General features: G+C 64.7%; 31 protein-coding genes and 2 other RNA genes. 21 read left to right on the top strand and 12 right to left on the bottom strand.

The window, feature by feature from the left end:
• Window positions 1-59: 59 nt before the first annotated feature.
• The 9 genes from IEV62_RS04015 (at window position 60) to IEV62_RS03975 (ending at window position 6,578) form a co-directional block, all read left to right on the top strand.
• Window positions 60-1,076: a cysteine desulfurase family protein gene (locus tag IEV62_RS04015; protein WP_229732813.1), complete on the top strand. Its 1,017-nt coding sequence runs from the start codon at window positions 60-62 to the stop codon at window positions 1,074-1,076.
• Entirely contained in the window at window positions 1,073-2,335 is a 1,263-nt protein-coding gene (locus IEV62_RS04010; RefSeq protein WP_229732812.1) for a cysteine desulfurase family protein, read from the top strand. The genes IEV62_RS04015 and IEV62_RS04010 overlap by 4 nt, the downstream gene beginning before the upstream one ends.
• Complete coding sequence (locus IEV62_RS04005; protein ID WP_188445566.1) at window positions 2,332-2,664, top strand: 2Fe-2S iron-sulfur cluster-binding protein; 333 nt, start codon at window positions 2,332-2,334, stop codon at window positions 2,662-2,664. Before IEV62_RS04010 ends, IEV62_RS04005 begins: the two co-directional genes overlap by 4 nt.
• A 59-nt stretch (window positions 2,665-2,723) precedes the next feature.
• A complete protein-coding gene (locus IEV62_RS04000) occupies window positions 2,724-2,945 on the top strand; it encodes a hypothetical protein (RefSeq protein WP_188445565.1) in 222 nt (73 codons plus the stop codon).
• Between the two features lie 40 nt (window positions 2,946-2,985).
• Window positions 2,986-3,081, top strand: an RNA gene (gene ffs / locus IEV62_RS03995) — signal recognition particle sRNA small type.
• Between the two features lie 303 nt (window positions 3,082-3,384).
• Window positions 3,385-3,558, top strand: a complete 174-nt coding sequence (locus tag IEV62_RS03990) for a hypothetical protein (RefSeq protein WP_188445564.1) — start codon at window positions 3,385-3,387, stop codon at window positions 3,556-3,558.
• A 592-nt stretch (window positions 3,559-4,150) separates the two neighbouring features.
• Window positions 4,151-5,842 carry a DNA polymerase III subunit gamma/tau gene (locus IEV62_RS03985; protein ID WP_188445563.1) on the top strand — a complete coding sequence of 564 codons (1,692 nt, stop codon included), beginning with the start codon at window positions 4,151-4,153 and terminating at the stop codon, window positions 5,840-5,842.
• Window positions 5,839-6,162 carry a YbaB/EbfC family nucleoid-associated protein gene (locus IEV62_RS03980; RefSeq protein WP_176495800.1) on the top strand — a complete coding sequence of 108 codons (324 nt, stop codon included), beginning with the start codon at window positions 5,839-5,841 and terminating at the stop codon, window positions 6,160-6,162. The genes IEV62_RS03985 and IEV62_RS03980 overlap by 4 nt, the downstream gene beginning before the upstream one ends.
• A gap of 170 nt (window positions 6,163-6,332) precedes the next feature.
• Window positions 6,333-6,578, top strand: a complete 246-nt coding sequence (locus IEV62_RS03975; RefSeq protein ID WP_188445562.1) for a hypothetical protein — start codon at window positions 6,333-6,335, stop codon at window positions 6,576-6,578.
• Window positions 6,579-6,581: 3 nt separating this feature from the next.
• Here the strand turns inward: IEV62_RS03975 and mtgA are convergent, their stop codons facing one another.
• The 3 genes from mtgA to IEV62_RS03960 form a co-directional block, all read right to left on the bottom strand.
• The gene (gene mtgA, locus IEV62_RS03970) at window positions 6,582-7,316 is read right to left on the bottom strand and encodes a monofunctional biosynthetic peptidoglycan transglycosylase (protein ID WP_188445561.1); all 735 of its coding nucleotides are present in this window, start codon (window positions 7,314-7,316) and stop codon (window positions 6,582-6,584) included.
• Between the two features lie 70 nt (window positions 7,317-7,386).
• Entirely contained in the window at window positions 7,387-8,292 is a 906-nt protein-coding gene (gene rpoH, locus IEV62_RS03965; protein WP_188445560.1) for an RNA polymerase sigma factor RpoH, read from the bottom strand.
• Window positions 8,293-8,349: 57 nt separating this feature from the next.
• Window positions 8,350-9,300: an RluA family pseudouridine synthase gene (locus tag IEV62_RS03960; protein ID WP_188445559.1), complete on the bottom strand. Its 951-nt coding sequence runs from the start codon at window positions 9,298-9,300 to the stop codon at window positions 8,350-8,352.
• 16 nt (window positions 9,301-9,316) lie between these two features.
• Here IEV62_RS03960 and IEV62_RS03955 point away from each other — a divergent pair, with 16 nt between their 5' ends.
• The 11 genes from IEV62_RS03955 (at window position 9,317) to IEV62_RS03905 (ending at window position 17,707) form a co-directional block, all read left to right on the top strand.
• Entirely contained in the window at window positions 9,317-9,727 is a 411-nt protein-coding gene (locus IEV62_RS03955; protein WP_188445558.1) for a M67 family metallopeptidase, read from the top strand.
• 84 nt (window positions 9,728-9,811) lie between these two features.
• Window positions 9,812-10,456: a histidine phosphotransferase family protein gene (locus tag IEV62_RS03950; protein WP_188445557.1), complete on the top strand. Its 645-nt coding sequence runs from the start codon at window positions 9,812-9,814 to the stop codon at window positions 10,454-10,456.
• 69 nt (window positions 10,457-10,525) lie between these two features.
• Window positions 10,526-12,814, top strand: a complete 2,289-nt coding sequence (locus IEV62_RS03945) for a chemotaxis protein CheA (protein ID WP_188445556.1) — start codon at window positions 10,526-10,528, stop codon at window positions 12,812-12,814.
• Entirely contained in the window at window positions 12,814-13,242 is a 429-nt protein-coding gene (locus IEV62_RS03940; RefSeq protein WP_188445555.1) for a chemotaxis protein CheW, read from the top strand. The genes IEV62_RS03945 and IEV62_RS03940 overlap by 1 nt, the downstream gene beginning before the upstream one ends.
• Window positions 13,243-13,317: 75 nt before the next feature.
• Window positions 13,318-13,683 (top strand): response regulator, encoded by a 366-nt coding sequence (locus IEV62_RS03935; protein ID WP_188445554.1) that lies wholly within the window; start codon window positions 13,318-13,320, stop codon window positions 13,681-13,683.
• A 14-nt stretch (window positions 13,684-13,697) separates the two neighbouring features.
• Entirely contained in the window at window positions 13,698-14,777 is a 1,080-nt protein-coding gene (locus IEV62_RS03930) for a chemotaxis protein CheB (protein ID WP_188445553.1), read from the top strand.
• A 65-nt stretch (window positions 14,778-14,842) separates the two neighbouring features.
• A complete protein-coding gene (locus IEV62_RS03925) occupies window positions 14,843-15,637 on the top strand; it encodes a CheR family methyltransferase (protein WP_188445614.1) in 795 nt (264 codons plus the stop codon).
• Window positions 15,638-15,691: 54 nt separating this feature from the next.
• Entirely contained in the window at window positions 15,692-16,381 is a 690-nt protein-coding gene (locus tag IEV62_RS03920; protein ID WP_188445552.1) for an N-acetylmuramoyl-L-alanine amidase, read from the top strand.
• Between the two features lie 10 nt (window positions 16,382-16,391).
• Window positions 16,392-16,779, top strand: an RNA gene (gene rnpB, locus IEV62_RS03915) — RNase P RNA component class A.
• Window positions 16,780-16,841: 62 nt separating this feature from the next.
• Window positions 16,842-17,384: a J domain-containing protein gene (locus tag IEV62_RS03910; RefSeq protein ID WP_188445551.1), complete on the top strand. Its 543-nt coding sequence runs from the start codon at window positions 16,842-16,844 to the stop codon at window positions 17,382-17,384.
• Window positions 17,381-17,707 (top strand): hypothetical protein, encoded by a 327-nt coding sequence (locus IEV62_RS03905; protein ID WP_188445550.1) that lies wholly within the window; start codon window positions 17,381-17,383, stop codon window positions 17,705-17,707. The genes IEV62_RS03910 and IEV62_RS03905 overlap by 4 nt, the downstream gene beginning before the upstream one ends.
• 134 nt (window positions 17,708-17,841) lie before the next feature.
• Here IEV62_RS03905 and IEV62_RS03900 read toward each other — a convergent pair whose 3' ends face one another.
• The 9 genes from IEV62_RS03900 to IEV62_RS03860 all read right to left on the bottom strand — a co-directional run bounded on the left by IEV62_RS03900 (window position 17,842) and on the right by IEV62_RS03860 (window position 21,300).
• Entirely contained in the window at window positions 17,842-18,246 is a 405-nt protein-coding gene (locus tag IEV62_RS03900) for a SufE family protein (RefSeq protein ID WP_188445549.1), read from the bottom strand.
• Between the two features lie 163 nt (window positions 18,247-18,409).
• Entirely contained in the window at window positions 18,410-18,652 is a 243-nt protein-coding gene (locus IEV62_RS03895) for a hypothetical protein (protein ID WP_188445613.1), read from the bottom strand.
• Between the two features lie 29 nt (window positions 18,653-18,681).
• Window positions 18,682-18,951, bottom strand: a complete 270-nt coding sequence (locus IEV62_RS03890) for an MreC domain-containing protein (protein ID WP_188445548.1) — start codon at window positions 18,949-18,951, stop codon at window positions 18,682-18,684.
• A 176-nt stretch (window positions 18,952-19,127) separates the two neighbouring features.
• Entirely contained in the window at window positions 19,128-19,403 is a 276-nt protein-coding gene (locus tag IEV62_RS03885; protein ID WP_188445547.1) for a hypothetical protein, read from the bottom strand.
• Between the two features lie 23 nt (window positions 19,404-19,426).
• Window positions 19,427-19,714, bottom strand: coding sequence for a hypothetical protein (locus IEV62_RS03880; RefSeq protein ID WP_229732805.1), 288 nt, complete (start codon window positions 19,712-19,714; stop codon window positions 19,427-19,429).
• Between the two features lie 34 nt (window positions 19,715-19,748).
• Window positions 19,749-20,126, bottom strand: coding sequence for an envelope stress response membrane protein PspC (gene pspC, locus IEV62_RS03875; protein ID WP_188445546.1), 378 nt, complete (start codon window positions 20,124-20,126; stop codon window positions 19,749-19,751).
• A gap of 1 nt (window position 20,127) precedes the next feature.
• Window positions 20,128-20,400, bottom strand: coding sequence for an envelope stress response membrane protein PspB (gene pspB / locus IEV62_RS03870; protein WP_188445545.1), 273 nt, complete (start codon window positions 20,398-20,400; stop codon window positions 20,128-20,130).
• Between the two features lies 1 nt (window position 20,401).
• The gene (gene pspA / locus IEV62_RS03865) at window positions 20,402-21,082 is read right to left on the bottom strand and encodes a phage shock protein PspA (protein ID WP_188445544.1); all 681 of its coding nucleotides are present in this window, start codon (window positions 21,080-21,082) and stop codon (window positions 20,402-20,404) included.
• A gap of 68 nt (window positions 21,083-21,150) precedes the next feature.
• A complete protein-coding gene (locus IEV62_RS03860) occupies window positions 21,151-21,300 on the bottom strand; it encodes a hypothetical protein (protein ID WP_188445543.1) in 150 nt (49 codons plus the stop codon).
• Between the two features lie 161 nt (window positions 21,301-21,461).
• Here IEV62_RS03860 and pspF point away from each other — a divergent pair, with 161 nt between their 5' ends.
• Window positions 21,462-22,499: a phage shock protein operon transcriptional activator gene (gene pspF, locus IEV62_RS03855; RefSeq protein ID WP_188445542.1), complete on the top strand. Its 1,038-nt coding sequence runs from the start codon at window positions 21,462-21,464 to the stop codon at window positions 22,497-22,499.
• Window positions 22,500-22,553 lie beyond the last annotated feature (54 nt).

Below are 22,553 nucleotides of genomic sequence, written 5' to 3'. Positions count from 1 at the left end.
ACCCCGCTTCCCGGCTTTATCTCGATCACGCCGCCACCACGCCGATTCTGCCCGGGGCGATGGCGGCGGCGGCGGAGGCGATGACGCACTGGGCGAACCCGTCCTCGCCGCATGCCGAAGGCCGCGCCGCGCGCGCGGCGCTGGAGGCGGCGCGGGCGCGGATCGCTTCCGCTTATGGCTGGAGCGGCGAGACGATCCTGACCAGCGGTGCGAGCGAGGCGCTGGCGATCGCGCTCGGGCGCGGTGTGGCGGCACGGCGGCTGATCTCGGCGGTCGAGCATGATGCGGTGATTCGCGCGGCCCCTACGGCCGATGTGCTCCGCGTCGGCACCGATGGCCTGATCGATTCCGCGAACTTGCAGCGCGTGCTCGCCGGGCAGCCGACGCTCCTCGCGGCGCAATGGTGCAACAGCGAAACCGGCGTGCGCCAGCCGATCGCCGCGATCGCCGGGATCGTCCATGCCGCAGGCGGCCTGTTGCTGGTCGATGCCGCGCAAATGCCGCCGGGGGCCGATGCGGACGTGGCGCACCACGCCGATTTCATCGCGATCTCCGCGCACAAGCGCGGCGGGCCGCCGGGGGTTGGCGCATTGCTGGTGCGCGACGTGGCGACGCTCAGCCCGACTGGCGGGCAAGAACGCGGCTATCGGAGCGGGACCGAGAATCTTCCCGGCGCACTTGGTTTCGCCGCAGCGCTGGCCGCGCCGGAGGATGTCGCCGCGATGTCCCTGCTTCGTGCGACACTCGACGACGCGATCACCCGTTCGGGCGGGCAGATTGTCGCGCCCGCCGCGCCGCGCCACCCGGCGATCGGGTCGTACCGCATGCCCGGCCTGGGCGCCGCGACGCAGTTGATCCGCTTCGACATGGCCGGGATCGCGGTCTCGGCCGGCAGCGCGTGTTCCTCTGGCAGCATGAAGCCGAGCCATGTGCTGGGCGCGATGGGCTGGAGCGTGGAAGCCTCACGCGAAGTCGTCCGCGTCAGTTTCGGTCGCTCGACCAGCGCGGCCGATGTCGATCGCTTCATCAAGGAATGGCGCGCGATCTCGCGCGCGGCGCGGGCGTTCGCGGCATGATCTACCTCGATTATCAGGCGACCACCCCGCTCGCGCCCGAGGCGCTCGATGCGATGTTGCCATGGCTGCGCGACCAGCACGCCAACCCGCACTCGGCGCATGCCGCGGGGCGCAAGGCAAAAGCGGCGGTCGAATTCGCGCGCGATCAGGTCGCGGCCGTGTTGCCACCGGGCGGGCGTGTCGTCTTCACCAGCGGCGCGACCGAGTCGCTCAACTGGGCGATCAAGGGCACGACTGGCGAGATGGTGACGCTCGCGAGCGAGCATGCCGCCGTGCTCGATGCCGTCGATGCTGAAGCGCGGCACGGGCGATCGGCCACGGTCTTGGCGGTCGATGTCGATGGCGTTGTTGATCTCGCTGCGGCGAATCCGGCGATCCAGCCGGGCACCGGGCTGGTTGCCGCGATGCTGGTCAATAACGAGATCGGCGTCGTTCAGCCGATCACCGAACTGGCCGAAGCGGCGCACCGGGTCGGGGCGCTGTTCCTGTGCGATGCGGTGCAGGGGTACGGGCGCGTGCCCATCCCCGAAGGCTGCGACCTGATCGCGCTCTCCGCACACAAGATATACGGCCCCAAGGGCATCGGTGCGTTGTGGATCCGCGACGGCGTGACGCTGGAGCCGCTGCTCCACGGCGGCGATCAGGAAGGCGGGCGCTCGGGCACGCTCTCGCCCGCTTTGTGCGCCGGCTTCGGTCGCGCGGCGGCCCTGATGGCGGAACGGCGCGAGGCTGACGCGGTGCATATCGAACGCCTTTGGGTTATCGCGACCGAGCGGTTGGGCTTGACGCCTCCCCTCCCTGGAAGGGAGGGGCTGAGGGTGGGTCGGCCAGAGGCGGCGTCTACCCTCTCCCCATACCAACCCGCCCCAGCGTCAGGTCGGTCATCCCACCGGGATGACCTGAACCATGCGGGGCATGGTTCTCCTGACGCTCGTCCAAGGAGGGGAGGATGGAACATCAACGGCTCCACCCAGCACCGCTACTACGGCAACCTCAACATCCGCCACGACGGCCTAGACGTCGCGCGCCTGATGTCCGACCTCCGCGACATCGCCTTTTCCGCAGGCTCGGCCTGCGCGAGCGGCTCGGGCCGCTCCAGCCACGTGCTCCGCGCGCTGGGCCTCAGCGAGGCACAGGCGCGCTCCAGCATCCGGCTCGGCTTCGGGCGCTACACCACCGAAGCCGAATTGGCCGAGGCGATCGACCGCATCATCGCCGCCGCCGACGCGCAACAGACGATAGGAGACCGCGCGGCATGATCGAGGTGCGCTTCATCGGACTGGACGGCGCGGTGCGCACCGTCGCGGCCAATCCTGGCGACCGCTTGCTCGAAGTCGCGCAAGCCGACGGCCAGCCGCTCGAGGGTACGTGCGAGGGGCAAATGGCGTGCTCGACCTGCCACGTCATCGTCGCGGCCGAGGATTTCGCGCGTCTCCCGCCGCCGAGCGAGGATGAGGAGGACATGCTCGATCTCGCCGCCGGCGCCACGCGCACCTCGCGCCTCGCGTGCCAGATTCTGCTGACGCAAGCGCTCGACGGGCTGACGGTGCGAATTCCGGGCGAAGTACGGAACATGCAGGGCCGCTGAACATTTCGCTCCGGTGCCGCCGAAAATGGGTTTTGGGGCAATGTTCAGGAGATGATCGCATGAAACTCGCAGCCCTGTTGTCCGCCGGCCTGATCGCCGCCGCCGCGATGCTTCCCGCCAGCGCCAGCGCTCAAATGGCCGAGCGCCACGGTCGCGTGGTTGAGCGCACGCGGACCGTCCACACCGTGCGCGATGGCTATCGCCCGCACACCCGCCGCGTCTGCACGGTAAAGTATCGCCATCACCGCCGCATCCGCACCTGCCGCACGGTTCGCCGCTAAGCAGCCCTTGATCCCGCCGCCCGACCCCGCCATATGCGCCGTGGGAGTCGGGCGGACGGGGTCGTCGCCAACCTGGTCAGGGCCGGAAGGCAGCAGCCACAACGATTTCGCCCCGGGTCGTTCCGGCTCCCACCGCGCAGCCAGCGAGAGCGAGGCTGCGCCTCGCCACGCAGGCAAGCGCGGCCGGCGGGCAAAGCCCGTCCGACGACCCGGCTTTGCCGGGTCGCTTCAATTTCAGGAAATCTGCCGTTCGCCGAGCAAACGCTTCTCGGCGCGACTGGCCGGCAAAGATCGGGCGTTTCCCTGTAGGGAAAGCTTTTGATCTAGCGAGAGACTCTGTCCCCTAATATATGTTATACTTTGGTATCATCGAGACTGGCATGGCGAGTCGGTGACTGAGAGCGTCTGCAAAGCTCCCGCTTCGGGCAGGAGAATTCCAATGCAGGAAGATCGTAAAGGTCCATATTATGCTGTTCGCGCCTCCCAAGCGCGCTCGCTCGCCGACAAGGCAACCGACGCGGGTATTCGGCAAATCCACGTCGAAATGGCGACACAATATGAGATGCTGGCGCACGGCGACGACGCGTTTCCATTCCGTCGGGCAGTCGAATGAAACCCGGCCACTTCATCGGCTATCAGGAACGTCGGCTTCGCCGGTCCCTCAGCGCCGCGGAACTCATGACCGTCAAAATTGCCCGCCTTGGTTGCTCAACCGGAAAACGTGATACGGTCAAGGCGATGTGGGCCGCACTGACACGGGAGTTGAGCGAACGACCAGTATCGGCTCGTTTGAAATCAATCGCGACTGATCTCGATTAGAGGGCGTGTAGCTGACCTGCCAAGGCGCGAAGAAAAATGTCGGCTTACTGCAAACAGTCGCTCCAAAGCGGCCATTCCGGCTCCCACCCCAAACCGACACATATGTCCTACAACCGCGCGATCTGCCAAACTCGCGGCTGCTCTTTCCCATCGTTGTCGCCAAAACCAGCTGGACGCGCGGAGCCACGGCGTGCGCCGTTGCGCACGCAATAGCCAAAGCAACCGCGTTTATCCCTAACCTTAGCCTAAACTTCCGCGCATCGAGCATTCCCCGAAAAACGCGGGATACCGTAACTTTTGCGACTTTAACGCCGGTCCCACGCACACGCCCGCCCGCCAAAACCAACCCTTCGACAATCCCCCCCGCTGCCCCTAGATAGGGCGCAATGTCCGACTCCTCCGATCTCCTTGGCGGCCCAGCCGACGACACCCCCGGCTTTGACTTGGGCGAACCCCCCGCGCCGCCGAAGAGCGAAGCCTACCGCGTCCTCGCCCGCAAATACCGCCCGCAGACCTTTGCCGAACTCATCGGCCAGGATGCGATGGTCACCACGCTCGGCAATGCGATCCGCCGCGGGCGGCTCGCGCATGCCTTTCTGCTCACCGGTGTGCGCGGCGTCGGCAAGACCTCGACCGCGCGCTTGCTCGCCAAGGCGCTCAACTGCATCGGGCCGGACGGGCAGGGCGGGCCGACGATCGATCCGTGCGGGCGTTGCGAGCCATGCGTCGGCATCGCCGAGGGCCGCCATATCGACGTGATCGAGATGGACGCCGCGAGCCATACCGGCGTCGATGACATGCGCGCGGTGATCGATGCCTCGCGGATGACCGCGTTCGTCGCGCGCTACAAGATCTACATCATCGACGAAGTCCATATGCTGTCCAAGAACGCGTTCAACGCGCTGTTGAAGACGCTCGAGGAACCGGCCGAGGGCGTGAAGTTCGTGCTCGCCACGACCGAAGTGAACAAGGTGCCGGTGACGGTGCTGTCGCGCTGCCAGCGCTTCGATTTGCGCCGTATTCCGGCGGAAAAGCTCGCGGATCACTTCGCTCGCGTGCTCGACGCTGAGGGTGTGAGCGCCGAGCCCGAGGCGCTCGGACTGATCGCGCGCGCGGCGGAAGGGTCGGCGCGCGACGGTCTGTCGATCCTCGATCAGGCGATCGCGCATGCCGATATGGACGGCGGCGCGGTGAGTGCCGCCGCCGTGCGCGACATGCTCGGTCTGTCCGATCGTGGTGCGATCCGCGATTTGATGACGCTGCTGCTCGGCGGCGACGGCATCGGGGCGCTCGCGGCGCTGCGGCGGCAATATGATCTCGGCGTCGATCCGCTCGGCGTGCTGCGCGGGCTGCTTGAGACGGTCCACGCGACCACGCTGGTCAAGCTCGGCGCGGCGGTTGAGCCGGGGCAAGCGACCGAGGAGCGCGAGGCGCTGCAGGGCTGGGCCGCGTCGCTGTCCTTCGCCGCGCTCCACCGGCTGTGGCAATTGCTGCTCAAGGGGCATGAAGAGGTCGGCCGCGCGGCGATGCCGATCGAGGCGTGCGAGATGGCGCTGTTGCGGCTGGTCCATGCCTCGACCTTGCCGGATCCGGGCGAGCTGGCGCGGATGATCCAGAATGGTGCGCCGATGGCGATCTCCGCGCCCGTGGCACCGGTGGCGGCGCCGGCGGGTGCTTCGGCCGAGGCGGCCTTGCCTGCATCGATCTCGGAGATCATCGACTTGCTTGAGCGGACCCGGAATATCGGCCTGTCGCTGCGCGTTCGGCATCATGCCAGCCTCGTCAGTCTCAGCGGGACCGATCTCGTGCTAAGCTCGGCGCGGCCGTTACCGTCCGATCTGATCGGCGAACTTGCGGGGGCGCTGAAGAGCGCCACGGCGCGTAACTGGAAGATCACCACTGCCGACACGCCGGGTGCAGCAACGCTGCGCGAGCTCGATGCGGCGCAGTATGAATCGTTCAAGGCCGAAATCATGGCGAGTCCGATGGTCCGAGCGGCGCTTGATGTGTTCCCGGAGGCGGAGATCGCCGACAGCGAGATCGAGAGTTTGATGAAACAGCGGAGTAAGAGCGTATGAAGAGCATCGAAGAGATTATGGCGATGGCGCAAAACGTCCAGGCCGAATTGACCAAGGCGCAGGATGGGCTCGACAAGATCGAGGTCGAAGGTGCCGCGGGCGGTGGCCTCGTCAAGGTGCGTGCGTCGGCCAAGGGCCGGATCATCGGCATCGAGATCGACGAATCGCTGCTCCAGCCAAGCGAGAAGCAGATGATCGAGGATCTGGTCGTCGCTGCTTTTAACGACGCCAAGGCGAAGGCCGATGCGGCTTCGGGTGCGGAAATGGCGAAGATGACGAGCGGCATTCCGTTGCCGCCGGGGTTCAAATTGCCGTTTTGAGCGCAGCGCGGCGAGCGGCTACGCCCGCTCGACTCGCGCAAGCTCGGCCGGCGGGCATTTGCCCGTCCGACGACGTGGCTTTGCCACGTCGCGCGCTCCGAGCGGATCCCCCCAGCGGAACGTTTCACCGCTGCGCAAGTTATCGTCTCCAGTCAAAACAGGAGGATAGCATGCCAGACAAGGTCACCGACACGCCGCACACCACCGTCATCGAACGTCGCGGCAGCGGCGGGACGATCCTGATCGGCCTCGCGTTGCTGATCGCGGTCGCGGTCGGCGCGTTCTTTCTCTTCAACAAGAGCCAGAACGACAATCTGCGGACCGACGCGGTGACGAGTGCCGCCAAGGATGTCGGCGATAGTGCAAAGAAGGTCGGCGACAGCGCCTCCAAAGCTGCGGACGACGCAACCAAATAAGCGCTAGCGCAGGCACCCATCCAGCCCGTCGTTGCGGACGACGCCGACCCGGCGGGTGATGGCGTTGCCGTGACGGCGAGTGAAGCCGCGCGGGGCCACTGCGGCGCGCTTCTTCGGGAGCGGCAGGATCGCAGCGATCCGCCCGGCCTCCTGCGGCGACAATTGCCCGGCGTCATGACCGAAATAACGCTGCGCGCCGGCCTCGACGCCGTAGGTGCCGATGCCGGTCTCGGCGACGTTGAGATACACCTCCATGATCCGGCGTTTTCCCCAAATCGCCTCGATCAGCACGGTGAAATACGCTTCGAGCGCCTTGCGGACATAACCGCCGCCCTGAATCAAGAAGACGTTCTTGGCGGTCTGCTGGCTGATCGTCGATCCACCGCGGATACGCCCGCCGCGCGCATTGCGGCTATAGGCGGTCTCGATCGCCTTCAGATCGAACCCGTGATGCGTGCAGAACCGCGAATCTTCGCCCGCAATCGCGGCCCGCGCCATATTGGGGTCGATCTGGGACAAGGGCCGCCAGGATTTGTCGATCCCGTGCCCGCCGATCGCATCGCCAATCATCGTCAGCGTGACCGGTGGCGGCACGAAGCGGTAGATCACGACCATAAGGACCGAGAGCAGCACGAAACCCAGCACGAGCCGCACGATCCAAGCGTTGAGTCGCCGGACGATGCCGCGTCTTGGCGACGCCCGCTGGTCACGCGGACTGGGCAGGGCGGGGGACGGCATCAGGTCGCTCATACCGTCTTCTAGGAGGAGCCGGTCGGCACTGTCCACTTTACGACCGGCCCCAGGCGAATCAGGCGGCGACTAGCATCCGTTTGTCACCGGCAAGCCGCATCATCGCCTTTTGCAATTTCTCAAAGGCCCGCACCTCGATCTGGCGCACGCGCTCGCGGCTTACGCCGTAAACCTGCGAAAGCTCTTCGAGCGTCTTGGGCTCGTCGGTCAGGCGGCGTTCGGTCAGGATGAACTTCTCGCGCTCGTTGAGATCGCTCATCGCCGAGGTCAGCATCTCGTGCCGGACATCGGCTTCCTGCGCTTCGGCGACGACGGTGTCCTGCAGCGGCGCATCGTCCTGCAACCAATCCTGCCACTGGCCTTCGCCATCCTCGCGCATCGGCACGTTGAGCGACGTGTCGCCGCCCATCGCCATGCGGCGGTTCATGCTGGTCACTTCGGCCTCGGTCACGCCGAGGTCCTTGGCGATCTTGGCGAGATGCTCCGGCGACAGATCGCCGTCCTCGAACGCATCAAGCTTCGACTTCATCCGGCGCAGGTTGAAGAACAGCTTCTTCTGCGCAGCGGTGGTGCCCATCTTCACGAGGCTCCACGAGCGCAGGATGAATTCCTGGATCGAGGCGCGAATCCACCACATCGCATAGGTCGCAAGTCGGAAGCCGCGATCGGCCTCGAACTTCTTTACGCCCTGCATCAGGCCGATATTGCCCTCGGAAATCAGCTCGCTGACCGGCAAGCCATAGCCGCGATAGCCCATCGCAATCTTCGCCACGAGGCGGAGATGTGAGGTGACGAGCTGGGCCGCGGCATCGGTATCGCCATGTTCCTCGAACCGTTTTGCGAGCATATATTCCTGCTCGGGCGCGAGCAGCGGGAATTTCTTGATCTCGCTCAGATAGCGATTGAGGCTTGCCTCGCCGCCAAGGGCGGGGATCGTCGCGGGGACGTTGCTGCGGGCTGCCATGGTGTGTCTCCCTTTATGCGGCGGTTGCTCCAGAATAGGATACACCCGCCCGGTAGTCTAACTATAGAGTGTATCGAACAGTTCCTGCATGTCCGAAGGCATTTCGCTATCGAATGACAAAGCGGTACTTCTTACCGGATGAATGAACCCAAGCCGGGCGGCGTGCAACGCCTGACGGCGGAAACCCAAGGTTTCCAAAACTGCCTTATGGCCTTGCTTTGTTCTACCGTACACCGGGTCGCCGAGCAAGGGGTGTCCGAGCGAGGCCATATGAACGCGGACTTGATGCGTGCGACCGGTCTCGAGTCGACATTCGACCAGCGCGCCCTCACGCAGCCGCTCGATCGTGCTGTAATGCGTGACCGCGCGCTTTCCGCCGGGGACGATCGCGATCTTCTTGCGGTTGGATGGCGACCGCGCGAGCGGCGCATCGATCGTTCCAGCGGGCGGGGCAGGGCGTCCTGACACGATCGCCTTGTAACGCCGGTCGATGGTGTGGTCGTGAAATTGTCGGGCGAGCCCCTCATGCGCGCGATCGGTCTTCGCTGCGACCATCAGCCCGGAGGTGTCCTTGTCGATACGGTGGACGATCCCGGGCCGCGCGACGCCGCCGATGCCCGACAGATTGCCCGCGCAATGGTGCAGCAGCGCGTTGACCAGCGTGCCGTCGGCGTTGCCAGCGGCGGGATGCACGACGAGCCCGGCCTGCTTGTCGATCACGATCAGATATTCGTCTTCGAACACGACGTTCAGGGCGATATCTTGCGCTGCGTTTTCGGAGGGTGCGGCGGGTGGAAAGGTGACGCGATAGATCGCGCCGGGAATCGCTTTGCCGGAGGGATCGCTGGCAAGCTTGCCCTGCGGATCGGTCACCGCGCCGCCGGCGATCAGCGCCTTCAAACGCTCCCGCGAAACCTCGGGCAAGGCGTCCGCCAGCGCCCGGTCGAGACGCAAGCCTGGCACGTCGTCGGCGACGCGGGCTTCGATAGTGGCACTCCCCCGGTTCATGCGCTAGAATCTGGGCATGGCGTTGGAGATTTCAAGCACTCTACTAGCGAGACTGCTAAACGAGGCGGAAAAGACCCCGGACCGTGAGGTGTGCGGCTTGCTGTTCGGGTCGCCGACCCGCATTCTCGACTTCTCACGCTGTCGCAATGTCGCACCGGATCCACGCTGTGCGTTTGAAATCGACCCAGTGCCGCTGATCGCTGCGCACAAAGCCGCGCGTGCCGGCGGCCCAGCGATTGTCGGCTGCTATCATTCACACCCCTGCGGCGCGGCGATTCCGTCGGCGCGCGATGCGGCGGCTGCCACGCCGGATGATTCAATCTGGCTGATCATGGCCGGGCGTGACGCAAGCTTTTACCGCGCAGCCGAAAACGGCCCGGTCGAGGGCCGCTTCGTCGCGGTCCGGCACGAGATTGTGGAACTATGAGTCGCGTCGCTGCGCTGTGGGTTGCGTCACTGCGCCTGCATCGTCAGAAGAGCGACACGTTTTGACCCGAAAGCCAAAGACCCGATGACGATGACTCCCGTCGATTTTGCTAGCCTGCTGTGTTCGCGGCTGTGCCACGATCTGCTCAGCCCGGTGGGCGCGCTCAACAACGGGCTCGAATTGCTCACCGACGAACACGACCCCGAAATGCGGGCGCGGTGCCTCGAACTGCTCAGCGACAGCGCCAAGGCTTCGGCCAACAAACTCAAATTCTTCCGGCTTGCCTTTGGTGCCGCGGGCGGATTCGGCGAGACGGTCGATGCGCGCGAGGCACGCGCCGCGATCGAGGGGCTGTTCGGCGATGGGCACAAGGTCAAGCTTGGCTGGCTGGTCGAGGATGCGACATTGCCCAAGCCCGCGATCAAGGTGCTGCTCAATCTCGCGCTGATCGCGGGCGATGCGCTGGTGCGTGGCGGGCAGCTTGATGTCGGTGCGGAGAGCGTCGATGGCCAAGTCGAGATCGTCGTGCGCGCGGATGGCCCGCGAATCGTGCTCGACGCCGAAATGCGCGCGGCACTGACCGGTACTCATGGCGAAGCGGTCATCACCCCGCGCGCGGCGGCGGCCTATCTGGTCCACGCGCTCGTTCAGGAGGGCGGCGGCATCGTCCAGGTGTCCGATCCGGACGAAGCTGTCTTGTTATTCGGCGCGGCGTTTAAAGTCGCCTGAGCGGGGCTCGATAAACCGCTCCTTAACCACTTCCCGCCCATGCAAGTCCCTACTGTTCCGCGGGGGCTCATGGACGATCTGCTACAGGAATTCATCGCCGAGACGCGCGAGACGCTCGAAGCGCTCTCGGGCGAGATCGTCGCGTGGGAATCCGCGCCCGACGATCGCGATCGGCTCGATGCGATCTTCCGCTTTGTCCACACCGTAAAGGGAAGCTGCGGGTTTCTTGATCTGCCGCGACTCGCACGGATGAGTCACGCCGCAGAGGATGTGCTTGCCGCAGTGCGCTCGGGGGAGCGTAGCCCCGATACAAAGCTCGTCAATGCGGTGTTGGCGATTGTCGACCGGATCGGCGAGATCGTCGAGGCGATCGATTCGGGTCATGCGCTCGCGGATTCTGGCGAAGATCTGCTCATCGCCGCGCTCGATGCCGGGGCCGAAGCGGTCGTTGTCGCGGCCGCCCCAACGCTGCGCACGCCAAGCCGTAGCGTGCGCCTTAACGTCGATCTGCTCGACCGGATGATGAGCGGCATGTCGGACATGGTCCTCGCGCGCAACGAACTCGCACGCCGGATGCGCGACGATGGGGCGAACCCGAGCGTCGAGGCAGCGCTCGAACGGCTGTCATTGACGGTCGCCGAGATGCGCGACACCGTGACCCGGACGCGCATGCAAAAGATTGATGCGCTGTTCTCGGCACTCCCCCGCATGGTGCGCGATACGGCGGCCGAACTCGGCAAATCGGTGACGCTCCATATCGAGGGTAGCGACGTCGAGCTCGACCGCGAGATGATCGAGATGATGCGCGATCCACTGGTCCACATCATCCGCAACGCGATCGATCACGGGATCGAGGCACCGGCCTTGCGTCGGATGGCTGGCAAGCGGGAAAATGGCTGGCTGAACGTCGCGGCGCGCCAATCGGGCAATCAGATCATCATCGAGATCAGCGATGACGGGCAGGGAATCGATATCGACCGGCTCGTCGCCAAGATCGCCAGCAGCGGGATTCGCGGTGAGGCTGAGCTTCGCGGGCTCGGGGAGCAGGCCAGGCTCGAACTGGTGTTCGAGCCGGGATTATCGACCAAGGACACCGTTACCGCCATCTCTGGTCGGGGCGTCGGGATGGATGTCGTTCGGGCCAATGTCGAACAGATTGGCGGGCGCATCGAATTGTACAACACGCCGGGTAAGGGCCTGCGGATCGCGATCCATGTGCCGCTGACGCTATCGATCATGGCGACGATCGGGATCGGCGTGCGCGATCAGCGCTTTGCGATTTCCCGTCAGGCGATTGAAGAGATCGTGCGCGTCGGCGGCGAGGCGATCCGGATTGACCGGATCGGCGATACGCTCACCGCGACGGTTCGAGACCGCCGGATGCCCTTGATCGACCTTGGCGCGATGCTCGGTTTTGAACCCAGCGAACCGGCGATGCTCGTGATCGTCGGGGTGTCGGGCGGCAGCTACGCGCTGGCGGTCGATACCGTGCTCGATCATGAGGAATTGGTGATAAAGCCCGCCGCGCCTGCGATTATGGCAACGGGCGTCTATGCCGGGCAGACGCTGCCCGACAGTGGTCTGCCGATGTTGATGCTCGATTGTGCCGGGATCGCGCATGTCGCCGGGCTGGAATTCCGACGTGAATCTCCGACCGACGATTTTGTGGTCGAAACGCGAACGCCGGGTGTTCAGGCACTCTTGTTTGATGACCTTGATGGCACGCGCCGGATTGTACCGCTGTCGGTGATCGATCGCGTCGAACCGGTGTCGACCAGCGCCATTCGCTTTTCTGCGGGTCAGCTTCGATTGTCGGTCGATGATGCGATCATTCCACTCGTCGCTTTGGGTGACTGGGCGGCAAAGACCTCGGTTTCCGTCTTGCGGCTGCGCGATGGCGGGCTCGAGATCGGTTACGCGATCGGCGAGGCGCTCGACATCGTCGAACTGCCCGATGCGATCGTTGCCGCGCGCGAAGCTGGCCCGATCGCAGGCGTGGTAGCGATCGAGGGTGAGCAGGTCGAGGTCGTCGATCTTCATTGGATTTTCGCGCATCATGCGCAGGGCGGATCCGACCTCGGCGCGCCGTTATGCCTGCTTGATGGCACCGAATCGGCCTGGATGACGACATTCCTGCGGCCGGTCCTCGAAGGGGCCGGATATCGCGTGACTTCGGCCCTTCGCGCTGGCGAAAGCGCGCAGGTCGTGGTCAGGATGGACGGGGATGTCGCCACACCGGTCGGGTCCGCCGCGGTTGTTCGCCTGCGCCGCGAGGCGGAAGGGGATGAGAGCAGCATTTTCCGATACGACCGGTCGGGCCTCCTGGCCGCGGTCGCACGGTCGGCGGGAGGTCGATAATGGCGTTGTTCCTGATCGCGCAAATTGCCGGACGGACCGTGGCGATCGAATCGGGCCAAGTCGAATCCGTCGTCGATATCGGCACGATCGTGCCGGTGCCGCGTTCCGAGCGGCACGTGCGTGGGCTTGCGGCCTTGCGCAGCCGGGTCGTGACCGTGATCGATACCCGTGCCGCCCTCGGTCTCGATGCGGGTTCCGTCGAGGCGACGCGGGCGGTCATTACGATTGTCGAGGGTCATCATTATGCAGTGTTGGTCGACGCGCTCGATGATGTGGCACCGTTTGATTTGGCACCGGTGTCGGCGGGGATCGTGCTCGACAAGGGGTGGCGCACGATCGGACGCGGGCTGGTCGAGCGAGATGGCGAGCCGATCCTGGCGATTGCGCTCGATGCGCTGATCCCCGGCGTCGCCGCAATCGCCGCCTGAATCTTCGCAGATTAACGGGACGCTTACCCCTTTAGGGCAAGGGTGTTCGCAAGCGTGCTTACTCAGGGTGACTTCATGAAGACCTGTCTCGTCGTCGATGATTCAAAAGTGATCCGCAAGGTCGCGCGTCACATTCTGGAAACGCTCAATTTTCAGGTCAGCGAAGCCTGTGATGGGCGCGAGGCGCTGGATTCGTGCTTGGCCTCCGCGCCCGATGTCATCCTGCTCGACTGGAACATGCCGGTAATGAGCGGCATGGATTTCCTGCGTGCGCTCCGCGACAGCAGCATTCCAACGCGCCCGAAGGTCGTGTTCTGCACGACCGAGAATGGCATGGCGCATATCCGGGCCGCGATCGAGGCGGGGGCTGACGAATATGTCATGAAGCCCTTCGATCGCGAGACGTTGGAAAGCAAACTTCAGATCGTCGGCATGGCCTGAAACGGCCGAATACGATGCCCATCCAGACCGCCCCCAGTCAAGAACGGTTCGCTGGCGGCGATGCGCCACCGCGCGTGTTGATCGTCGATGATTCGGCGGTCGCGCGGGCGGTGATCGCACGCGCCGTCGAACAGCGCGGACGTTTCGTGGTGGCCGGTGCGGTCTCGAGCGCCGCCGCCGCGCTCGATTTCCTGCGCCACACCCGTGTCGAGGGAATCATGCTCGACATCCAAATGCCAGGTGTCACCGGCTTGGTCGCTTTGCCCGACCTGATCGCCGCAGGGCGGGGGGCGAAGGTCTTAATCGTGTCGTCCTCCGCCAGCGATGGCGCCGCGGCAACGATCAAGGCGCTGGCGCTGGGTGCGGCCGATACGCTGGTGAAGCCCGATGTCGGCGATTTCGCTGGGCGCTTTTCGGTTGAACTGGTCGAGAAGCTGGCGCGCTTGCTTGCCGTCGAGCTGCCAGCAGAGCTGCCGGCCCAGCGGCGCGCGCCGGACCTACCGGTCACCGCCGGCCACGGTTTCGATGTCGTCGCGATTGGGGCGTCGACCGGGGGTATCCACGCGTTGAGTGTCTTGTTGCGCGAATTGCCGACGGCGTTTCCGGTGCCGATCGTCATCACCCAGCATTTGCCCGAATCGTTCATGCCGTATTTCGCGGCGCAGGTGGCGCTGCTGTCCAACCGGCCCTGCGATGTCGCGACCGATTGTATGCGGATTCGGCCCGGCCGCGTGATCGTCGCGCCCGGCAATGCGCATATGCGGATCGTCAGCACCGGTGATGCGACCGCCGTCCGTTTGTCGCACGAACCGAGCAAAAGCGGCTGCATGCCTTCGGTCGATCCGATGTTCGAGAGTGTCGCCGAAACCTATGGCAGCCGCGCACTCGGCATCGTGCTCAGCGGTATGGGGCGCGACGGGTGCGAGGGCGCGCGGAGTTTGATCGATCGCGGCAGTACGGTCGTCGTGCAGGACCAGGCAAGTTCGGTGGTGTGGGGCATGCCCGGCGCAATCGCTGGCGCCGGTATCGCCAGCGCGGTGCTGACCCCCGTCGAGATCGGGCGTCTCACCGCTGCGCGGCGGCGTCCGGCATGATCGAGCCGCGCGCCGACACCTTCGTCCCCCGCCAACCTTCCCCCCGCGCCTCGGCAAAGGGGGCGATGGGCATCCTGACGGCAATCCTCGAATCCCGCACCGGGCAGCAACTGGCGGCGAATCGCGAATGGCGTTTGGAAACCGCGTTGAAGCCGTTGTTGCGCGACCTCAAGTTCGACACGATCGAAGCGCTGGCCAGCGCGGCGCTGCGATCGCCCGACATTGGCGACCAGGTGGCGGATGCCTTGCTCAACCAGGAAAGCTCGTTCTTTCGCGACGCCGCCGTGCTCGACATGGTCGCCGACGCGGTCGAGGCGATGCGTACCGATCATCCCCACCGCCGCCCGCGAATCTGGTCCGCAGGATGTTCGTTCGGGCAGGAACCGCTGTCGCTGGCGATGTTGTTTGGCGAACGGGAGATCGGCCGCGACACGCAGCCGCCCGAGATTGTCGCGACCGACGTCTCCGAGATCGCACTCACCCGAGCCCGTTCGGGGCGCTATTCGCAATTCGAGATTCAACGCGGGCTCCCGGTGCGCCGCATGGTGCGCTGGTTCGAAACCGAGGGGAATGAATGGGTCGCCAATCCCGAACTCGTCCGCCGAATCGCGTTTCGACGGATGAACCTGATCAGCGATCCGCTGCCGATCGGGCGGTTCGACGTGATCTTGTGCCGCAACGTCCTGCTCTATCTGAATGCCGAGCTGCGGCTGAAGGTGTTCGAACGATTCGCCACGGTGATCAGGCCGGGCGGCGTTCTGGTGCTGGGGGCAGGCGAGACGGTGATCGGCCAGACCGACGCATTTCGCCCGAGCCCGCGCTATCGCGGCCTTTACGAGCCAGCGCACGGGGTTCCTTGACGGCGGCATCGGTTTGGACCCTAAGCTGGCGCTCGGCTATCGCGGGGACTGCCCATGACCATTATCGACACGCCCTCGCCCAATTTCGACGAGCGGCTGCTGCCTGTCTCGATCGTCGTGCTGCATTATACCGGCATGCAGACGGCTGAAGCCGCGATCGACCGGCTGCGCGACCCCGCCGCCAAGGTCTCGGCGCATTATCTGATTGCCGAGGACGGCCAGGTCTTGCGGATGGTGGCCGAGGAGAAACGCGCCTGGCACGCCGGAAAGTCGCGCTGGCGTGGGATCGAGGACGTCAATTCGGCGAGCATCGGGATCGAGATCGTCAATCCCGGCCATGAATTCGGCTATCGCCCGTTCCTGGAGGAACAGATCGACGCGCTGATCCCGCTGCTCGCCGGGATCAAGGAGCGGTACGGCATTACGCGCGGCAATGTGGTGGGTCATTCCGACATCGCGCCAACGCGCAAGCAGGATCCGGGCGAGCTGTTCCCGTGGAGCCGCCTTGCCAAGGTCCGCCTCGCTCTGCCGCGCCCGACGCAGAAATTGATGGACCCGATGTGGAGCGACGCCGGCTTCCTGATCGCGCTCGAACGCTTTGGCTATGACGTTTCGGACAAGCTTGCCGCGATCGTCGCCTTCCAGCGCCGCTTCCGCCCCGAACTGATCGACGGCGTGATCGACGGCGAGTGCCGCAGTATCCTGCTGGCCTTGCTGTTGCCAAAGCCTACAGGCGACGACTAAAGCGGGTTTGCCAGAGGGTCGGGCGGCCGCGGGGTGCGCAAGCACCGCGAGGAAAGTCCGGGCTCCGCGGAACGACGGTGCCGGGTAACGCCCGGCGGGGGTGACCCCAGGGAAAGTGCCACAGAGAGCAGACCGCCGATGTCCCCTTCGACGCAAGTCGTATGGGGAACAGGCAAGGGTGAAAGGGTGCGGCAAGAGCGCACCGCGCGCCTGGTAACAGGGGCGGCATGGCAAACCCCACCGGGAGCAAGATCGAATAGGGGCGGCATATGGGCTTCGTTTCAGCTCGTCGCCCGGGTTGATTGCTTGAGGCGGCGTGCAAACGTCGTCCTAGAGGAATGGTCGCCTAACCTTCTCCGGAGGGTGGACAGAACCCGGCTTACAGACCCTCTGGCGTTTTCTTTGGTCTGTCGCAAAAGCGTCATGGCGCTATCGCACTTCGATGCTTAGATGGCGGGCTATGGCGCGTTCCTCTTCACGATCTGTCGACTGGGGCTTTCCCCGCTGGCGCGCTTATGGCGAAGCCAGCACGGAGGCGGCGACGGTGCGGCTGTGCGACCGGCATGGCTGCACCGCTAAGGGCGATTGCCCGGCACCCAAATCCCCCAACAGCCCCGAACGCTGGTATTTCTGCCAGGAACATGCCGGCGAATATAATCGCGGTTGGAATTACTTCGAAGGCCTGAGCGCCGAGGAAGCGGCCGAGCGCGAACGCGCCGAGACGCAGACCGCCGAGGGCTATACCGAATCGCGCCACCACCAATGGGCCGGCCCCGGCGACGGGTCGCGGTCGCGCGACGAGCTGCGCGCGCTCGATTTGCTCGAACTCGAGGTCGATGCCGATTTCGAGACGGTGCGGATGGCGTGGCGGCGGCTGGCGAAATCGAACCATCCCGATATCAGGCCCGGCGACGCGGAAGCGGCTGCGCGTTTTCTCGCGATCCAGGCCGCTTACGACGTGCTCAAGGCCGCCGAGGATGCGCGAAACTGGAAGCCGGTTTGAGGACGGTTCGCTCCGACTGGGCCAACACGATCCTCATCTGCAAGAAATGTTCGAAAAAGCTGGGCGGCGGGTTCGGGACGAAGGGTAAGACCTCGCTCGCGAAGGCGTTGCGGCACGACCTTGGCCTTCGCAAGGGCCGTAAGGGCGCGCTCGTCATCGTCGAGGTGAAATGCCTGGGCGTGTGTCCCAAGGGCGCGGTCACGGTCGTGAACGGCGCGAAGCCGGGCGAATGGCTGTTGGTTGCGGCGCAGTCGGACGTGGCCGAGATCGTCGACGGGCTTGGCCTGCGTGGCGCTGTGGCGCGCGCGGCGGCGGAAGTTTAGGCTAAAGTTAGGGATAAGCGCGTCGTACCCACCGCGCATTGCGGGCCGTTCGCAGGTGTCGGGACTGTCAAAGAGCGCTGAAAAATCGAAATGTCAGCCTGACACGGATTGGCTGTGTAGGACAGCACCCAAGCCTAAACGTAGCGCGCTGCGGTGTCGCGGATCAGCGCGATCATATTGGGGATGCCTTGCGTGCGGTTGGAGCTCAATTGCTTGCTCAGGTCGAACGGGCCGAGCGCGCCGGGGATGTCGGTGGCGAGGATTGTGGCAGGTGGCTGATCCTGCACCGTGCGCAGCACCAAAGCGATGATCCCCTTGGTGATCGCCGCGTTCGAATCGGCAAGGAAGTGGAGCGTGCCATCCTCCTTGGCCGTGGGATAGACCCACACCGAGGCGGAGCAGCCCCGCACTAATGTGGTATCGGTTTTGAGCGGGGCGGGCATGTCTTCGAGCTCACGGCCCAGATCGATCAGCAGACGGTAACGGTCGTCAGCTTCGAGGAAGCTGTATTCGGATTCGATGTCGGTCAGGGTTTGCATGGGAGGGCTATAGCGGCGTCGCGGCAGCCGCGTCACCAACTTCTACTCCACCCCGGCGAAGGCCGTGCCCAGTTTCGAGCGGTTGGTCATCGCGTGCTGGACTTTTTCGTCGGCAGCTTCGCAACTGGGCCCCGGCCTTCGCCGGGGTGGTCCCCGGCTGGGATCAAAGATCCACCCCCGCCGCGATCGCCTCGAGCTTGCGGATGCGTTCCTTGAGGTCGGCGATTTCGATCCGGGCGCCGGCATTGGGAAGCGCCGTGCCGCGATCGGGTTCGCCGAAGGCGTGCAGTTCCTGCTGCTTGAACGCGAGCCAGCCGCGCCAGCCGGTGAGCGTGGCGAAGGTCAGCATCGACAGGCCAACCAGGCCGGCGGCGGCCATGGTCACATAGAAGGTCGGGTCAGTCATCATCCCTACTCCTGAAAAGGGGGACATGGTTATGGGCGGTCGCGGAGCTTCTCGATCTCGCGATCGAGGCGGGCGCCGCTGTCATTATTGTCGGTGGCGAGGCGTTCGAGGACGGCGAGCCGGTCCTTCATCGCCTTCAGCTCATCGCGGAGCCGCTCATTCTCGGCTTGCGCCGCGCCGTCGTCGCGGAAAGCGAAGCTCTCGCCACGCTTGGTGCGGACTACGCCGTAGCGCGCCTGGAGCACGCGTCCGATCGTGACGACGACGATGATCGCAACGACCATTTCAAATGGGTTCATGTCAGTAACTCCCTGTTGTGTGGGGTTAGGAGGTCAGAGCAGGGGTGCGGTGGCTTCGCGAAGGCGACGACGACGCGGGCGGTCGACGCTTTCGGTCGCCCAGACACCCCCCGCCGTGATGACGGCGAGCACGATGAAAAATACGATCATGATATCCTCGGGGAAGAAGGGTTGGGTTAGTTGAGCGGTGTGTCGCGCAGGCTTTCGATCTCGGTTGCGAGATCGACGCCGCGGTCGGTGATGATGCGTTCCAGCACGCGGACGCGCTGTTCAAGCCGTTCGGTCTGCGCCGCATATTGCGCGGCCTTTTCGGCGGTTTGCGCGCTCAGCGCGTTCGCCATTTTTTCCTTATGCTTCAGCCCGATTTTGTAGGTTTGGTGCCACAGCCCGCCGATTACGGGGACGCCGACGACGACAAAGACGAGCATGAAAATCGTAAAACCGTTCAACATCGGCTGGCTCCTTTGAATGCCGCTCAGCGCAGCGCGTCGATGTCGCGGGCGACACGTTCGGCAGGATCAGTGGCGATGCGTTCGAGGACGGCGAGGCGTTCCTCCAGGCGGCCGAGCTGGCCGAGCAGCTTCTCATTTTCGTTGCTCAGCAGCTCGATCTTGCGATCCGCGCTCGGGTCGGTGCGGGTTGCCGTGCCGCTCCATTCATTCTCGAGCGGGTAGCCGTGGCGCGCCCGGACCCAGGTGGTGATGACCCAACCGACCGTCGACATTCCGATGATCGCCAGGACGAAAATTTGTCCACTTCCCATGATGGTATTCCTTCCCTGTTACGCCCGGACCCGATCAGCGCAGGCTGTCGATCTCGTCGGCGAGGCGGCTGTTGCGGCTGGTGTAGAGCGTCTCGATATCGGCAAGCCGACGGTCGATGTCGCGGAACTTCGAGCGGACCTCGGCGGTCGAGCGCGTTGGATTGGTGCGCACGCCCTGCCAGAACTTCGCATCCTCGGCGCTGTCGTAGAGGCCGACCGGCTTCTTCTCGGCGACGCAGGCGATGACGATGTAGGCGAGCAACGTCCATCCGCTGGTGGCGAAGGTGAGCAGGACGGTGCCGACGCGGACCCAGGTCGTGTCAATGCCGGTGTAATCGGCGATCCCGGAACAAACGCCCAGCCATTTGCTGTTTTGTTTGTCGAGGTAGAATTTGGTGCGGCTGGCGGACATTTCAGTTCCTCCGTGAAGGGTCGTAAGGGGTGGTCGGCTCGGCCAGCGGCATGCCAGCGCGCCAATCGGGGTGATCCGCTGCGACGATCCGCTCGACGGTGCCGAGCCGGTCTTCGAGCCGGCGGGCGAGCGAGTAGAGTTCGTCGAGCAGCTTTTCGTCTTCGTTGGTGATCTTGGGCGCCTGCTTCCACTTGGTGATGTAGTGCAGGATCACCCAGGGTAGCCCGATGAAGAGCATGCCGACGACCAAGATGGGGAGCAGATCATGTTCCATCTCAACCATTGCCCCCGGTGCTTGGGCCGACGCGGGCCTTCATCGCAGCCAGTTCGGCCTCGACCTTCTCGGCAGACTTCAGCTCGGCAATTTCCTCGTCGAGCGACTTGGGCGGGGCACCGTAACCGGCGACTTCGGCGCGGCCCTCGGCCATGTCGACGCGGCGCTCCATGATCTCGAAGCGTGAGAACGCCTCGTGCATCTTGGGGCCGGCATAAAGATCGCGCAGTTTGAACTTGTTCTGTGCCGATTCGAGCCGGGTCGCGATCGAATTCTGCCGGGTGCGCGCCTCGCGGAGCTTGCCGGTCAGCTTGGCAATGTCTTCCTCGGAGCTGCGCAGCGCCTCGTCGAGCACGGAAATCTCGCCGCTCAGCTGTTCGGCCATATCGGCCGCCTTCTGCTTTTCGACGAGCGCCGCCTTGGCGAGATCTTCGCGACCCTTGGACAGCGCCAGCTCGGCCTTTTCGGTCCAGCTTTCCTGCAAGCTGCCGAGCTTGCTGATGTGGCGGCGCATTTCCTTCTGATCGGCGATGGTCCGCGCGGCAGAAGCGCGAACTTCGACCAGCGTTTCCTCCATTTCGAGGATGATCATGCGGATCATTTTCGCGGGGTCTTCCGCCTTGTCGAGCAGGTCGGTGAAGTTGGCAGCGACGATATCGCGGGTTCGGCTGAAGATGCCCATTGGTTTACTCCTTCGAGGTACAAAATTGGTGCCGGGGCGGAAATGGGGGCGTCCGCCCCGGCGTCGCTTCAGCCCTGGGGTTGGGCAGCGATCTGGATCGGGGCAGCGTTGACCGGGCCAACCGCGCCGACGAGCGCGACCGAACCGAGCAGGACGGTCGCGACGAGCGCGACCAGAACTTGTGAAACGCTGTTCTGCGATTTGTATTCGGAATTCATGATGAGTCTCCTTAGCTTGAAAATGTGCGGCCCGATTGGGCTGTACCAAGAGCTTTGCATGTGCCGTGCCAGTTTCAAAAATGGCGGATTTCCGTGCCTTTCTGCCAGATGAACGAAAATCCGACTTGTCAAGGCTTGGGATTTTACGCCAAGCCTTGGGAATGGAGCGGACGCATCATGTGATTGGGCAATCGAGCGCGTTCCTTGACGCGCTCGAACTCGCCAGCCGCGCAGCGGCGCTGGACCGGCCGGTGCTCGTGATCGGCGAGCGCGGCACCGGCAAGGAGCTCGTTGCCGAGCGTCTTCACCGGCTGAGCCCGCGCTGGGATCAGCCTTTGGTCATCATGAATTGCGCGGCACTTCCCGAGACGCTGATCGAGGCCGAGCTGTTCGGGCATGAAGCGGGTGCCTTTACCGGCGCGACCAAGGCGCGGGCAGGGCGGTTCGAGGAAGCGCATCATGGCACGCTGTTCCTTGACGAGCTCGGCACGCTGTCGATGGCGGCACAGGACCGGCTGCTCCGCGCGGTCGAATATGGCGAGGTGACGCGGATCGGGTCGTCGCGGCCGATGCGGGTCGATGTGCGGATCGTGGCGGCAACCAACGAGCATTTGCCCGACAAGGTCGCGCGGCATCAATTTCGCGCCGATTTGCTCGACCGGCTGAGCTTCGAGGTGGTGACCTTGCCGCCCTTGCGTGCGCGGGTCGACGATGTGCTGGTGCTGGCCGAGCATTTCGGGCGGCGGATGGCATCGGAGCTGCAGCGCGACGGGTGGCCGGGCTTTACGCGGGCGGCGGAGGCTGCGCTGATGGCGTATCAATGGCCGGGTAACGTCCGCGAATTGCGCAACGTGGTGGAGCGCGCGGTGTATCGCTGGGACGCGGACGGTCCGATCGACGCGATCCAGTTCGATCCGTTCCATTCGCCGCATCGCCCGGTCACATCGACGCCAGCGGCCGTTGCGGTGGCGGAGCAGGTGGCTTCGGTGCCCGTGGCGACCGTGACCGAGACGGGACCGATGGATTACAAATCCCGCCTGGCGCGCTTCGAATACGAATTGCTGCAAGGCGCGCTCGCCGAAAACCGCTTCAACCAGCGCGCGACCGCCGAAGCGCTGGGGCTGAGTTACGACCAGTTGCGCCACGCGTTGAAGCGTCACAACCTGATTTCAGGCGCAGCCGCAGAATCGGTTGCGTAACGACGCGACCGGACCCATTTGCTGGGCGCAACGTTTGCCTATTCGAGTTATCTT

Source organism: Sphingomonas psychrolutea (assembly GCF_014636175.1).
Classification (GTDB): domain Bacteria; phylum Pseudomonadota; class Alphaproteobacteria; order Sphingomonadales; family Sphingomonadaceae; genus Sphingomonas; species Sphingomonas psychrolutea.
This window is presented reverse-complemented; position numbering and strand designations above follow the sequence as displayed.